Source organism: Massilia sp., from assembly GCF_046293535.1.
Taxonomy (GTDB): Bacteria; Pseudomonadota; Gammaproteobacteria; order Burkholderiales; family Burkholderiaceae_D; genus Telluria.
Map to the genome: position 1 here is coordinate 44,647 of NZ_JBKBOV010000020.1, position 13,817 is coordinate 58,463.

A 13,817-nucleotide genomic window follows, 5' to 3' on the forward strand; every position below is an offset into this window, starting at 1 on the left:
TACATCAAGATCTTTCGGCGGAGGTTCTGGTGTACAGGTTTTTCCTTGTAGTCGCTGCCTTCCTGCCGGCCACCTGGGCCGCAGCAAGCCCTTACCAGATCCAGCACGTCGAGCCGCCCAACTGGTGGGCCGGCATGAAACAGCCCGCGCTCCAGTTGATGGTGCACGGCGAGCGCATCGCCGAACTGGCGCCCGCCCTGGCCCGCTCCTACCCGGGCGTGCGCCTCACCGGGGTCGAGCGCACCGACAATCCGAACTACCTGTTCGTGAACCTGGCCATCGGCAAGGACGCCCGGCCAGGCGAACTGCAGTTGCAATTCCGGCGCGGCAAGGACACCGTGGCCAGTCATGCCTACCGGCTGGAGCCGCGCCGTCCGGGGTCGGCCGAGCGCCGCAGCTTCGGCGCCGGCGATGCGATCTACCTGCTGATGCCGGACCGCTTCGCCAACGGCAACCCGGCGAACGACCGGGCCGGCATGCTCGAAGGGGCCGAGCGCGCCAACCCGGTCAAGCGCCATGGCGGCGACCTGGCCGGCATGCGCGCCCATCTCGACTACATCCGCGACCTGGGCTTCACCATGGTCTGGCCCACGCCGGTGCTCGAGAACAACCAGCCGGCCTATTCCTACCACGGCTATGCGCTGACGGATTACTACCGGATCGACCCGCGTTTCGGCAGCAACGAGGAATTCCGCGACTATGTCGCCGCCGCGAAGGCCAAGGGCCTGGGCGTGATCCACGACATCGTGCTCAACCACATCGGCACCAGCCACTGGTGGATGCGCGACCTGCCGGCGCGCGACTGGATCAATCACGGCACCACGTTCAAGCCCACCAACAACCAGCACACGCTGGCCCAGGACATCCACGCGGCGCCGGAAGAAAAGGCGCGCTTCTTCGACGGCTGGTTCGTCGAGACCATGCCCGACCTGAACCAGCGCAACCGCCTGGTGGCGCGCTACCTGATCCAGAATACGCTGTGGTGGATCGAGTACGCCGACCTGTCCGGCATCCGCGAGGACACCTATTCGTACGCCGACAAGGACTTCCTGAACGAGTGGAACCGCGCCGTGGCCGCCGAATACCCGCACATGAACGTGGTCGGCGAAGAGATGGATGCGCGGCCCCACATGGTGGCCTACTGGCAGAAGGGCGTCGTCAACCGCGACGGCTATGCGTCCGAACTGCCGACCGTGATGGACTTCCCGCTGTCCGACACCGCCGCCGAAGCGCTGGCCGAGCCGGAGTCGTACAACAAGGGCCTGATCCGCATCTATGAGACCATCGCGGCCGACTACTTGTACGCCGACCCGATGCGCCTGATGGTCTTCCCCGACAACCACGACCGGCCGCGCATGCTGGCCACGGTCGACAACAAGGTCGAGCTGGCGAAGTCCAACCTGATCCTGATGGCGACCACGCGCGGCATCCCGCAGGTGTTCTACGGCACCGAGGTCCTGATCGGCAGTCCGAAGGTGCGCGACGACGGCGTGCTGCGCGCCGACATGCCCGGCGGCTGGGCGGGCGACCGCGCGAACGCCTTCACCGGGGCCGGCCTGTCGCCCGCCCAGCGCGACATGCAGGGCTTCGTGCGCACGCTGTTCAACTGGCGCAAGACCAGTTCGGCGGTCACGCAGGGCAAGCTGACCCACTACCTGCCGAAGGACGGCAGCTACGTCTACTTCCGCCATGACGGCCGGCAGACCGTGATGGTGGTGCTCAACAAGAACGCCGGCGACACCCGTCTCGACCTCGGGCGCTTCGCCGGCATGATCAAGGGCGCGCGCAGCGCCACCAATGTCCTGACCGGGGCCCGGGTCGACCTGGGCGCGCCGCTGGCGCTGCCGGCCATGACTTCGGTGGTGCTGGCGTGGTAGGCGCCGGCGGCAGGCGGGTGCTGGTGGCCGGCGGCGTCGGCATCGACACCATCGTGCGGGTGCCCGCCCTGCCGCTGGCGATGGCCGATTCGATCCACGTGCCGCCGGTCGCCGACTACGTGGCGCACACCGGCAACGGCGTCGCCCTCGGCCTGCTGGCCCTCGCCCACCTGCCGGTGCTGATCGACTTCATCGGCCAGGACCCGCAGGCGGAACTGGTCCATGCCCGCTACCGCGAGCGCGGCCTGGCATTCGAGTACCTGGTCCACCCGAGAGGCACCCGGCGCAGCGTCAACCTGGTCGCCCCCGACGGGCGCCGGATATCGCTGTACGACGGCCGCCATCCCGATACCCTGCGCATGCCGCGCTCATTCTACATGCCGCACATGCAGGCGTCGGAACACGTCCACCTGAGCATCGTGCCCTGGGCGGCCGCGCTGTTCGACGACGCGGCCGCGCTCGGCCTGCCGGTGTCGACCGACCTGCACGACTGGGACGGCAGCAATCCCCACCACCTTCGCTTCGCGCGGCGCGCCGACCTCGTGTTCCTGAGCGCCGCGGCGCTGGGCGATGGCGTGTTCGACGCGATGCGCGCCATCCTGCGCGAAGGCCGGGCGCGACTGGTCGTGGCGACCGCCGGCGCGGCCGGAAGCCACGTGCTGGAACGGGGACAGGAGCGGATCCGACACACCGCCTGCGCCGTGCTGGACGGGCCGGTGGTGGACAGCAACGGCGCGGGCGACGCCTTCTCGTCCGCTTTCCTGCACGCCTGGTTCGCGGGCGCCACGGTGGACGAATGCATGCGCACCGCGGCCATCGGCGGCGCGTTCGCCTGCCGCTTCCACGGGACGGCCGAGCGCAGCCTGGGAGCGGACGAACTGGCGCGGTATCGCGCCGGCTCCGGCCCCCGGGAGGCGCGCTAGGAAAGGACGGCGGCGCGCAGCGTGCGGATCAGCGCATGCGGGTCGGCCTCGACCCGCATCAGGTCCACGTGTTCCGCACGCACGAAGCCTTGCTCGCTCTGGTGGCGCACGAAGCCCACCAGGCCGTCCCAGAAACCGTTCGCATTGAGCAGGCCGATCGGCTTGGCGTGGATGCCCAACTGGGCCCAGGTCAGCATCTCGAACAGTTCTTCCAGCGTGCCCATCCCGCCCGGCATGGCGATGAAGCCTTCGGACAGCTCGGCCATCATGGCCTTGCGTTCGTGCATGTCCTTGACCACGAACAGGCGGGTCAGGCCGGCGTGGCCGACTTCGCGCTCGACCAGGGCCTTGGGGATCACGCCGGTGGCTTCGCCGCCCAGGCGCAGCACCTCGTCGGCGATCACGCCCATCAGGCCGACCTTGCCGCCGCCGTAGACCAGGCCGATGTTGTGTTCGACCAGCGCGCCGGCCAGGGCGCGCGCGCAATCGGTGTAGATCGGGTTGACGCCGTGCGAGGCGCCGCAATAGACGGCCAGGGTCTTCATCGTCGTGGAGTAGAGAGTTACAGGAATTCGGCGCCGGGCCGGGCCTCGGCGGAGAGCTTCTTGAGGTATTCCTCGGACAGCTTCTCGAACAGCAGGCGGGTGTCGCCGCGCAGGTAGGGCCCGAGCATCGCCAGCACCTGGTAGCAGCCGCGCGCGAGCGCGTCGGCGATGGCCTGCTGCTCGCTGTACTTGCGCGGGTTGCGCACGTACTCGTAGGACAGCCAGTAGGTCGCCACCACCACCATGTTGGTCGCCATCGCGCCGATCTGCTGGTCGCCCGCTTCCAGCGAGCCTTCGCTGCGCAGGTCTTCGCACAGCTGGCGCGCCACCTTGATCTTGTGGGCCAGGATGGCCTTGAAGTGCAGCTCGAGCTTGCGGTTGCGCGACAGCAGGTCGTTCAGGTCGCGGTAGAAGAAGCGGTAGCGCCAGATCAGCTCGAACATCAGGTGCAGGTAGAGCCACACGTCCTCCATGTTGGAACGGCGCCCGGCCGGCACGGTGAGGATGCGTTCGATCTCCGTCTCGAACTGGACGAAGATCGAGTTGACGATGTCGTCCTTGTTGCGGAAGTGATAGTACAGATTGCCGGGCGAGATGTTCATCTCCTCGGCAATGACCGTCGTCGTGATGTTCGGCTCGCCGAACTCGTTGAACAGCCTGAGCGAGAGCTCGAGGATGCGTTCGCGGGTCCGGCGCGGAGCTTTTTGTTGCATGAAGGGCGAAGTTTGTGATTCCAGCCGCGAGGATAACACCAAATGCTGTCAATGAAACAGCTGGAAACGCCCTTCAGGCCCCTTCTTCTTGCTCGGCTTCGTCCAGCCCGGGCGGGCGGCGCGTGCGTTTTTTGGGCGCCGCGGCGGCCGGCAGGCGCGCGCCGAGTTCGGCCAGCATCATTTCGAGCTCGTCGACGCGGCGGCGCAGCGCCTCGACCTCGCTCGCGGCCGGCACGCCGATGGTCGCCAGGGCGCGCGCCACGCGCTCCTCGAACACCTGTTCCAGCTTGCCCCAGGACGAGGAGCTGCGCCGGCTTGCCCGTTCGGCGGCCCGCCCCACGGTGCCGGAAGCTTGCTCGACCTCGCGCGCGCGCTTGGCCAGCACGCTGCCGTCACGCACCAGGCGCGTGAACGAACGGCCGCCCTCGCCCGCTTCCTGCGCCTTGGCGAAGGCTCCCAGGCCGGCCTGCCAGATCTGCTGGGCCGATGCGCGCACGGCGCGCGCCAGCGCGTCGTCGTCGTCCGGCACGGGAAGTTTCTTGCTCATGGATGTTCCTTGCGAATCTCGTGCAGCCCATTCTAGGCACGCACGCTAGAAACAAGATTCTAAAGCGCGCGCCTGCGCGACCTTGCCAGCGCCAGCGCGGCGCGGATGCGTTCGCGCAGGCTGCTCGCCGATACCGGCTTGGCGTAGTGGGCGTCGATCAGGCCCGAGCGCTGCGCCGCGTCGATCTCGGCCAGGTCCTGCTGCCCGGTCAGCATCAGGCGCACGCTGCGCGGGTACTGCGCGGCGACCCGCGCCAGCACCTCGGTGCCGGTCATGCCGGGCATGGCCTGGTCGCACAGGATCACATCGACCGGCTCGCGCCCGAGCAGGGCCAGCGCCTCGGGACCGGAAGCGGCGCTCAGCACCCGCAGCGGCTCGCCGCCGAGCATGTCGGCCAGCACGGCCAGCATGAAGGGATCGTCGTCCACCAGCAGCACGGTCGGCCAGGCGGATGGCGCCGGCGCGCTGGCCTCCGGCGCCGGGCCGGCCGCCTGCGGCGCTGCGGCGGGAACGGCAGCGCCTGGGGCGGCGGCAGGCAGGAAGGCTTCCAGCTCGGCCACGAAGCTGTCCGGGTCGATCGGCTTGCTGATGTAGCCGTCGAAGCCGGCGGCCAGCACCTTCTCGCGGTCGCCCGCCATCGCCAGCGCGGTGACGGCCAGCACCGGCACCTCGGCGAGGGCGGGTTCCGCCTTGAGCGCGGCCAGCACCGCGAAGCCGTCCATGCCGGGGAGGTTGACGTCGCAGGCCACCAGGTCGGGCGGTGCGGCGCGGGCGGCGGCGAGGCCGCGCGGTCCGTCGGGGGCGCTGGCGGTGCTGTGTCCGTAGGCGGTGAGCAGAAACGCCATCAGCTCAACGTTGGCTGGGTTGTCTTCGATGATCAGGATGCGGGCCAAGATCGGCGCTCCAGTTGCGGCGTTGCGGCTACTGTAACACGGCGCCCGTCAATACAACTAGCCTCGGGTTCGCTTGACCTGCTCCTGTCCCGCAGCCGCGCGGCCCGCGCGGGCGATCTCTTCCATCAGCATGTCGAGCACGCGTGGATTGCGCCCTAGCGCCACGTGGCCGACGCCGCCGACGGCCAGGTTGCGCGCGCCCGGCAGCTCGCTCGAGGTCTGCGGCGCGATGATGTTGTCGTGGTGCGAGAAGATCGAGGTGACCAGGGCGCGCGCCGCCGCATCCTCGTTCGCGGCGAGCGCGCGCAACCAGGCGCATTCGGGCGGCTCGGCGCGCCCGGCGCGGCCTTGCGCGGCCCGGCCTTGCGTGGCCCGGCGCATCTGGGCCGCATTCAGGCCGAGTCCGAAGGCGGCCAGGCAGGTGCCGTAGTGCGGCGTGCCGAGCGTGATCACGCGCGCCACCCGATCGGTGCCGCAGGCGCGCATCCAGGCGCGCGCCACCAGCCCGCCCATGCTGTGCGCGACCACGATCACCTTGCCGGCGCCGGTGGCCGCGCACAGCGCCTCCACCGCGCGCTCGACCAGCGGCGCGTAGCCGTCGATGTCGCCGGTGATCGGCTCGAGGTCGACCGAGGCGTGGCTGATGCCTGCCGTATCCAGGCGCGGCAGCAGGTGCGACCAGTAGCCGCTGTTGCAGCCGTAGCCGTGCAGCAGCAGGACCGGCGGCATGCGCGAGCCCGGATGGATGCGGGTACACGCGCTGGCGCGCGGCATGGTCCACGAGGACTGCAGCATGCTGGCGCTGAACTCTTCCAGGAACATGCGCACGCGCGCCGTGAACCCGAGCCGGTATTCGCCCGGCGTGGGGCTGGCGAAACGCGCGCTCATGAAGAAGTTGTTGAGGTTGATGACGAGACGCACCAGCACCACGCTGCCCAGGCCCAGGGCCAGCCCCTGCCAGCGGCTGGCGCCGAGAATCTGCACGGCGGCCAGGCCGATGCCCAGCGCGGCGAGCGCCTGGACCAGGAGCAGCAGCTGCAGCAGGCGGCGCGCGCTCATGTCCATGCCCTCATGCGTCCAGCCGGGCCGCCGGCCTGCCGGTGAGCGAGGCCGCCAGGCTGCTGGCCAGCTTGGCGGCCAGGCCGTAGATCGTCAGCTGCGGATTGGCGCCGAGCGAAGTCGGGAACAGCGAGCCGTCGTGCACCGACAGGTTGGACAGGCCGCGGTAGCGGCCCTCCGGCGTGGTCACGCCCAGGCGCTCGTCGCCCGACATCGCGCAGCCGCCCATCACGTGGGCCGAGGCCACGCGCGTGCGCTGCAATGCCTGCGGCAGGGCCGTGATGGCGGCCTTCGCCTCGCGCCAGGAGCCATAGCGGCGCGCCATCTCGTGGGCCGGCTGCACGCTGCCGGCGCCGGCGGCGAACTGGATCTCGGCCATGCTCAGGAGCGCGCGGCGCGCGCCGTCCCACAGGTAGCTGGTCAATGGATAGTCGAGTTCCGGGCCGCCGTCGGCGCGCAGGCGCACGCTGCCGCCCGGCGCCCCGTCGTGGAAGCCGTCGCGCAGCAGGGCCAGCATGCCGTGCAAGTGGGGAAAGTCGCGCATCATGGCGGCGTGGGATGCGCCGAAGCCGTTCATCGTGGTGGCCAGCAGCACGGGATGCAGCGGCGGGGCTTCCAGCTTGTAGCCGATCGGGCCGTCCATCCGGCCGGCCAGGTAATGGTCGGAGTACACGGTCTGCGGCGCGCCGGCCCAGGCCTCGACGCGCTGCGGGAAGAACGCGGCCGAGATGACGGTCGGGTGCAGGAAGGTGCGCCGGCCCAGCTGGCCGCTGGGGTCGGGCGCCTTCGAGCGCAGCAGCAGCGCGGGCGAATTGATCGCGCCGCCCGCCGCCACGTAGTGGCGCGCGCGCAGGCGCAGCACCCGGCCGGTGGGCAGGATGCCGGGCGCATCGAGGGCCTGGCACAACAGCTCCCCGATCCGCTCGCCCTCGATGACGAACTGCTGCGCGCGGGCCCGCGTGACGAGCAGCGCGCCCTGCTCCAGCGCGGCCGGGATGGTCGTCACCAGCATCGACTGCTTGGCATTGGTCGGGCAGCCCATGCCGCAGTAGCCCAGGTTCCAGCAGCCGTTGACGTTGCGGCGGATCAGGCCGGTTGCGATGCCGAGCCTGTCGGCGCCGCGGCGCAAGATGGCGTTGTTCTCGTTGGGCGCGCCCGGCCAGTCGGCGATGTGCAGGCGCGCCTCCATCATCGCGAACCAGGGCGCCAGCGCGTCCGGCGTGCTATCGGTCAGCGCATAGTGGCGGCGCCACCAGTCGAGGGTGGCGGGCGGGGTGCGGAAGCTCGAGGTCCAGTTGACGACCGTGGAACCGCCCACGGTGCGGCCCTGCAGGATGTTGATGCCCTTGTCAAGCGTCTTGCGCGCGGCCGACTCCTGGTACAGCGCTGGATAGGCCTCGGCTTCGCGCATCTTGAAGTCGCGCGAGGATTTCAGCGCGCCCTCTTCCACCACGATGACCGACAAGCCGGAGCGCGCCAGGATCTCGGCGGTGACGCCGCCGCCGGCGCCGCTGCCGACGATGACCACGTCCGCTTCCAGCGTGCGGTCCTCGACCAGCGCCGCGGCGTCGATGATCTTCCAGCCTCTGGCGATGCCGGCCGCGATCGGGTCCGGGACGATCGGCGTGTTCATGCCAGCTCCTTCATCGGGCCGGGATAGCCGATGGCAGCCCAGCTGGCCGGCTGCGCATACCAGGCGCCGAGCACCAGGTCGTGCAGGGCGTGGTAGGCGCTGCGCAGCAGGCCGAGGCGGTGCAGGCGCCAGTCCTGCAGGAAGGCCTCCACCTCCTCGCTGCGCGCCCCTTCCCAGCCGCCGGCAATCCCGGTCAGCAGGCGGCGCGCGGGGGCCAGCGCGAGCAGGCCGAACAGGTCCTGCACTTCCTTCTGGGTGCCCGGGGGCAGGCCGAGGATGGCCTGGTGGACGCCTTCGGTGGTGGTGGCGAGCGCAGCCTCGCGGCCGGCGCCCTGCGGCAGCGCGCCGGCCAGGAGCGCCGGCAGCATCGCATGCAGGGCGGCGCGCGCCTCGCCGTCGAGCGCGAAGCGATGCGGCTGGCCGCTATGCGTGGCCCGGTACAGCGCGCCGCCGCCCGCGAGCGCCAGCGCGGCCAGGCCGCCGGCTTTCAGGAAAGTCCGTCGTGGTGTCCCCATGTATCTGCCCAAGAATGCCTCTTGTTTTTTGGCTAGTGTACGCCAAAGGGAAAACCGGAAAACTAGAGGAGAAAGTCTAGGCCGGACGCGTTTCTCGCCTGAAGTACGGCCTGACGGCGGCTTGATTGCAAAGAATATTTGCCCAGCGAGCTCTACAGGCAAATATTCTTTGCACGCCTAGGTCTTCGGCGTCCGGTCGATGATGGCGCGCGCGATACCGCGCAGGATGTTGACCTCTTCGGTCTCGAGCCCGGTCCGCGCGAACAGGCGCTTCAGGCGCGGCATCAGCTTCTTCGGGTTGTTCGCATTGAGGAAGCCGATCGCCACCAGCGCCTCTTCCAGGTGGGCATACATGCCGTCGATCTGCGCCACGCTGGCCGCGTCGCCATGGAAGCCCACGCCACGTTCCTCGACGCTGTCGCCGGTGGCGGCGAGCCGGCACTCGTAGGCCAGCACCTGCGCCGCCTGCGACAGGTTGAGCGAGGAGTAATCGGGGTTCGAGGGGATGTTGATCAGGACGTTGCACTGCTGGACGATCTCGTTCGGCAGGCCGACCCGCTCGTTGCCCAGAACCAGTGCGGGCCGCAACTCGCCCTGCCCCGCCGCGTGGGCCGCGAAGGCGCGCGGCGTCCACACCGGCGGCGAGAATTCGCGCAGGCGCGCCGACACGGCGGCGGCGAAATTGCAGCCGTCCAAAGCTTCGCCGATGCTGCCGACGATGCGGGCACCCGCCAGCACGTCGCCGGCGCCGCTGGCGAAGGCCACCGCCTCGGCATCGTTCAGCGGATCGTCGCAGCGCGGCGACACCAGCACCAGTTCGCCGAATCCCATTGTCTTCATGGCGCGCGCCACCGAGCCGACATTGCCCGCGCGGCTGGTCTCGACCAGCACGAATCGGAGCCTTTTGAAGAGAGATGTGTTGATTTCGGTCGGGTTCATTTAAAATAGCGCCAACGCGCGGTGCGGGCTGTTGTGATCCGGGGCTGGAAAGTCGTGGATTGTAACGGGTTCGGCACCGCTTTGCTCTTTGTCATTCCCTATTCAGCTGACCGTTCACGGCGCATCCAGGCGCGGTGGGCGTTCGCGTTTTTTCCACGGAAAGCCCATGCACCCAATGCTCAACACGGCCGTCAAGGCCGCCCGCCGCGCCGCCACCGTCATCAACCGCGCGTCCTTCGACCTCGATCGCATCACCATTTCTGAAAAAAATCACAACGATTTCGTCACCGACATCGACCAGGCGTCGGAACAGGCGATCGTGGAAACGCTGCTGAAGGCCTACCCGGACCACGCCATCCTGGCGGAGGAAAGCGGCGCGTCGAAGAACCTGAATGACGAGAGCGAAAACGTGTGGATCATCGACCCGATCGACGGCACCACCAACTTCCTGCACGGCTACCCCAACTTCTGCATCTCGATCGCCCTGCAACAGAAAGGCGTGATCACCAACGCCCTGGTGTACGACCCGGTGCGCAACGACCTGTTCACCGCCACCAAGGGCGCCGGCGCCTACCTGAACGACAAGCGCATCCGCGTCAGCAGCAAGGACCGCATCGGCAAGGCCCTGCTGGCCTCCGGCCATGGCCCGGACCCGCGCGCGCTGGCCGAATACCTGCGCATGTACGAAACTGTCGCCTCGCGCTGCCACGGCGTGCGCAGCGGCGGCTCGGCCGCGCTGGAACTGGCCAACGTGGCCGCCGGCCGCATCGACGGCTATTTCGAGAAGGGCCTGAAAGTGTGGGACATCGCCGCGGGCGCCCTCCTGGTCACCGAAGCGGGCGGCATCGTCGGCGAATTCAACGGCGAGTCGGATTATCTGCACAAGGGCGACATCATCGCCGCCGGCCCGAAGGTGTTCGGCGCCATGGTGCCGCTGATGGCGGCGTTCGCCTAAGGCCGGCTTCAGGGATTTCGCGTAGAATACGCCTTGTGGTTCCGGGTGCAGACAATGCACCCGCTTCACCGGACGGAAAGTCCCGGTCAGAAACTTTCCATAGAGAAACAAGTCCTCTATAATCCCGGCTGCCAGCGCGCGTCTACCACGCGCGGCAGCGTCCGGCGTTCCCGCGGTTTGTACTGCGTCCCGCCTGCAATGACTAATCCGATTTGCCTGGACCGGCGCTGTGTTGCGCAGGCCCTCTTTTTATAAAGAATCTATGTCATTTTCTACTCTCGGTTTGTCCGATGCGATCGTTCGCGCGGTGACTGAACAAGGCTATACCAATCCGACCCCGATCCAGGCCCAGGCGATCCCCGCCGTCCTGAACGGCGGCGACCTGCTGGCCGGCGCCCAGACCGGTACCGGCAAGACCGCCGGCTTCACCCTGCCGATCCTGCAACGCCTGTCGACCGATGCGGTCGGCAGCGCACTGAAAAGCAAGACCGCCCCGCGCGCCATCCGCGCCCTGGTGCTGACCCCGACCCGCGAACTCGCGGCCCAGGTCGAGGAAAGCGTGCGCCTCTACGGCAAGTACACCAACCTGAATTCGGCCGTGATCTTCGGCGGCGTCGGCATCAACCCGCAGATCAAGCTGCTCAAGCAGGGCGTCGACGTGCTGGTCGCGACCCCGGGCCGCCTGCTCGACCACGCGGGCCAGGGCACCGTCGACCTGTCCAAGATCGAGATCCTGATCCTGGACGAAGCCGACCGCATGCTCGACATGGGCTTCATCCACGACATCAAGAAAGTGCTGGCGCTGCTGCCGCCGAAGCGCCAGAACCTGCTGTTCTCGGCCACCTTCTCGGACGACATCAAGGCCCTGGCCGACAAGCTGCTGAACAACCCGCAGTCGATCGAAGTGGCGCGCCGCAACTCGACCGTGGAAGTGATCGCGCAAAAGATCCACCCGGTCGACCGCGACAAGAAGCACCCGATGCTGTCGCACCTGATCAAGGAGAACAACTGGCACCAGGTGCTGGTGTTCACCCGCACCAAGCACGGCGCCAACAAGCTGGTGGAACAGCTGGGCCGCGACGGCATCGGCGCGATGGCCATCCACGGCAACAAGAGCCAGTCGGCGCGCACCAAGGCGCTGGCCGAGTTCAAGGACGGCAGCCTGCAGGTGCTGGTGGCGACCGACATCGCGGCGCGCGGCATCGACATCGACCAGTTGCCGCACGTGGTGAACTACGACCTGCCGAACGTGCCGGAAGACTATGTGCACCGGATCGGCCGTACCGGCCGTGCCGGCGCCACCGGCGAGGCGGTCTCGCTGGTGTGCGTGGACGAGCACCAGATGCTCAAGGACATCGAGAAGCTGATCAAGCAGACCCTGCCCCGCCACGTGATCCCGGGCTTCGAACCGGACCCGACGGCAAAGGCACAGCCGATCCAGCTGCGCAGCGGCGCGCCGGGCCACGCCAACCGCGGCGGCGGTCGTCCGGGCGGCAACCGCGGCGCCCAGGGCCAGCCGCGCAGTGCCAGCGCCGGCAACGGCGGCGGCAATGGCGGCCGTCCGGCAGGCAACCGTCCTGCCGGCGCGAATGGCGGCAACCGCAACGGCAGCTCGGCCAGCCGCGGCCCGCGCACCGGTTCCGCACCGCGCCGCGAGCGCTGATGGCAGGGGCAGCCCGCGCTGCCCTCCCCGTCCTGCGGAAAGCCGGCGTCGAATGCATCGACGCCGGCTTTTTTTCGCTCGACCGAAGTATTTGATCACTCAAGTACTTGCAAAGTGTCTGGGCCGGGTATATATTTGAACAATCAAGTTTTTCTCAACAATTGGACCCTGCCATGACCGACGCGAACCACGCCCCCGATACCGCTGCTCCCCTCGACAGTCCCACCAGCGAGTTCTGCCTGCGCATGGCGCGTGCCTGGGCGGCGCTGTCGCGACGCCTCGACAGTTCGCTCGGCAGCCTGCACGGCATCAGCTTTGCCGACTACCAGTTGCTGCTGAGCCTGCAGCGCGCGCCCGGTGGCCGGCTGCGCCGGGTCGACCTGGCCGAGAAGCTGGGCCTGACGGCCTCCGGTGTCACCCGCTCGCTGCTGCCGCTGGAAAAGATCGGCCTGGTCGGCCGCCAGAGCGATCCGCGCGACGCCCGCGTCGGCTACGCCATCATCACGCCCACGGGCAGCGAACTGGTGCTCAATGCCGGCGTGGTGGTGCACAACGTCAGCCGCATGCTGCTCGGGGCGCCGTCGCGCGCGCAGATCGAGTCGACCTCGGCGCTGCTGGCCCAACTGGGCGGCGCCCAGGCCGGCGCGCAATAAGCGACCAAGGGGCGGCGCGCAGGCACGGGCCGCGCTGCCGGACCGGGATCGGCTAGGATAGCGGGACGATCGACCAACCGAGCCCCGCATGCCGCGATTCGCCGCCAACCTGAGCCTGCTGTTCAACGAACTGCCTTTCCTGGAGCGCTTCGCCAGCGCGCGCGCCGCCGGCTTCGATGCGGTCGAGTTCCTGTTCCCGTATGCCTTCGACGCCGAGCAGATCGGCGCGCGCCTGCGGCGCTACGGGCTCGAACTGGCGCTGTTCAACCTTCCGGCCGGCGACTGGGCCGCGGGCGAGCGCGGCATGGCCTGCGATCCGCGCCGCCGCGCGCAGTTCGAGGACGGCGTCGGCCTGGCCCTCGACTACGCGCTCGACCTGGGCGTGCGTCGCCTGCACTGCCTGGCCGGCACGCTGCCGCCGAAGCTCAGCCGGGAGCGTGCCCATGCCACCTATGTCGCCAACCTGCGCCACGCGGCGGCGCGCTGCCGGGAACACGGCATCGACCTCCTGATCGAGCCGATCAACGACCGCGACATGCCCGGCTACTTCCTGACCGGCACGCGCCAGGCGGTGGCGGTCATCGAAGAAGTCGGCGCCCCCAACCTGGGCCTGCAATACGACATCTACCACATGCAGCGGATGGAGGGCGAGCTGGCGGAAACGATCCGCCGCCATCTTGCCCTGATCAGGCACATCCAGCTGGCCGACGTGCCCGGCCGCCACCAGCCCGGTACCGGCGAGATCAACTTCCCCTTCCTGTTCCGCCTGCTCGACGAACTCGGCTACGAGGGCTGGGTCGGCTGCGAATACCTGCCGCAGGGCGAGACGGCGGCCTCGCTCGGCTGGCTGCACGAGGAAGGCCAGCGTTATGCACGCTGGCTGGACAGCGTGTAAAGCTTCA

At 68.8% G+C, this 13,817-nt stretch carries 14 protein-coding genes; 6 read left to right on the top strand and 8 right to left on the bottom strand.

Annotated features, from left to right (window positions below; all coding sequences use genetic code 11):
* Positions 1-29 precede the first annotated feature (29 nt).
* Both ACK4S9_RS12465 and ACK4S9_RS12470 read left to right on the top strand, forming a co-directional pair.
* Entirely contained in the window at positions 30-1,877 is a 1,848-nt protein-coding gene (locus ACK4S9_RS12465) for a glycoside hydrolase family 13 protein (protein WP_409726009.1), read from the top strand.
* On the top strand, positions 1,871-2,800 hold the full coding sequence (locus tag ACK4S9_RS12470) for a PfkB family carbohydrate kinase (RefSeq protein WP_409726011.1): 930 nt from the start codon (positions 1,871-1,873) through the stop codon (positions 2,798-2,800). Before ACK4S9_RS12465 ends, ACK4S9_RS12470 begins: the two co-directional genes overlap by 7 nt.
* On the opposite strand, the gene ACK4S9_RS12475 is transcribed toward ACK4S9_RS12470, so the two are convergent.
* The 8 genes from ACK4S9_RS12475 to ACK4S9_RS12510 all read right to left on the bottom strand — a co-directional run bounded on the left by ACK4S9_RS12475 (position 2,797) and on the right by ACK4S9_RS12510 (position 9,644).
* Entirely contained in the window at positions 2,797-3,345 is a 549-nt protein-coding gene (locus ACK4S9_RS12475) for a TIGR00730 family Rossman fold protein (RefSeq protein WP_409726013.1), read from the bottom strand. The two genes, ACK4S9_RS12470 and ACK4S9_RS12475, sit on opposite strands and share 4 nt — an antisense overlap.
* A 17-nt stretch (positions 3,346-3,362) precedes the next feature.
* Positions 3,363-4,058 (bottom strand): TetR/AcrR family transcriptional regulator, encoded by a 696-nt coding sequence (locus ACK4S9_RS12480; protein ID WP_409726015.1) that lies wholly within the window; start codon positions 4,056-4,058, stop codon positions 3,363-3,365.
* 73 nt (positions 4,059-4,131) lie between these two features.
* Complete coding sequence (locus ACK4S9_RS12485; protein WP_409726017.1) at positions 4,132-4,605, bottom strand: phasin family protein; 474 nt, start codon at positions 4,603-4,605, stop codon at positions 4,132-4,134.
* Positions 4,606-4,664: 59 nt separating this feature from the next.
* Positions 4,665-5,498: a response regulator gene (locus ACK4S9_RS12490; protein ID WP_409726019.1), complete on the bottom strand. Its 834-nt coding sequence runs from the start codon at positions 5,496-5,498 to the stop codon at positions 4,665-4,667.
* A gap of 57 nt (positions 5,499-5,555) precedes the next feature.
* Complete coding sequence (locus ACK4S9_RS12495; protein WP_409726021.1) at positions 5,556-6,557, bottom strand: esterase/lipase family protein; 1,002 nt, start codon at positions 6,555-6,557, stop codon at positions 5,556-5,558.
* Between the two features lie 10 nt (positions 6,558-6,567).
* Positions 6,568-8,190: a GMC family oxidoreductase N-terminal domain-containing protein gene (locus ACK4S9_RS12500; RefSeq protein ID WP_409726023.1), complete on the bottom strand. Its 1,623-nt coding sequence runs from the start codon at positions 8,188-8,190 to the stop codon at positions 6,568-6,570.
* Entirely contained in the window at positions 8,187-8,705 is a 519-nt protein-coding gene (locus tag ACK4S9_RS12505; protein ID WP_409726025.1) for a hypothetical protein, read from the bottom strand. Before ACK4S9_RS12505 ends, ACK4S9_RS12500 begins: the two co-directional genes overlap by 4 nt.
* A gap of 177 nt (positions 8,706-8,882) precedes the next feature.
* Entirely contained in the window at positions 8,883-9,644 is a 762-nt protein-coding gene (locus ACK4S9_RS12510) for an RNA methyltransferase (RefSeq protein WP_409726027.1), read from the bottom strand.
* A gap of 175 nt (positions 9,645-9,819) precedes the next feature.
* Here ACK4S9_RS12510 and ACK4S9_RS12515 point away from each other — a divergent pair, with 175 nt between their 5' ends.
* The 4 genes from ACK4S9_RS12515 to hyi all read left to right on the top strand — a co-directional run bounded on the left by ACK4S9_RS12515 (position 9,820) and on the right by hyi (position 13,810).
* Entirely contained in the window at positions 9,820-10,599 is a 780-nt protein-coding gene (locus tag ACK4S9_RS12515; protein ID WP_409726081.1) for an inositol monophosphatase family protein, read from the top strand.
* Positions 10,600-10,861: 262 nt separating this feature from the next.
* On the top strand, positions 10,862-12,262 hold the full coding sequence (locus ACK4S9_RS12520; protein WP_409726029.1) for a DEAD/DEAH box helicase: 1,401 nt from the start codon (positions 10,862-10,864) through the stop codon (positions 12,260-12,262).
* Between the two features lie 173 nt (positions 12,263-12,435).
* Positions 12,436-12,915: a MarR family winged helix-turn-helix transcriptional regulator gene (locus tag ACK4S9_RS12525; protein ID WP_409726031.1), complete on the top strand. Its 480-nt coding sequence runs from the start codon at positions 12,436-12,438 to the stop codon at positions 12,913-12,915.
* An 88-nt stretch (positions 12,916-13,003) separates the two neighbouring features.
* Complete coding sequence (hyi, locus tag ACK4S9_RS12530; protein WP_409726033.1) at positions 13,004-13,810, top strand: hydroxypyruvate isomerase; 807 nt, start codon at positions 13,004-13,006, stop codon at positions 13,808-13,810.
* Positions 13,811-13,817: the final 7 nt, after the last annotated feature.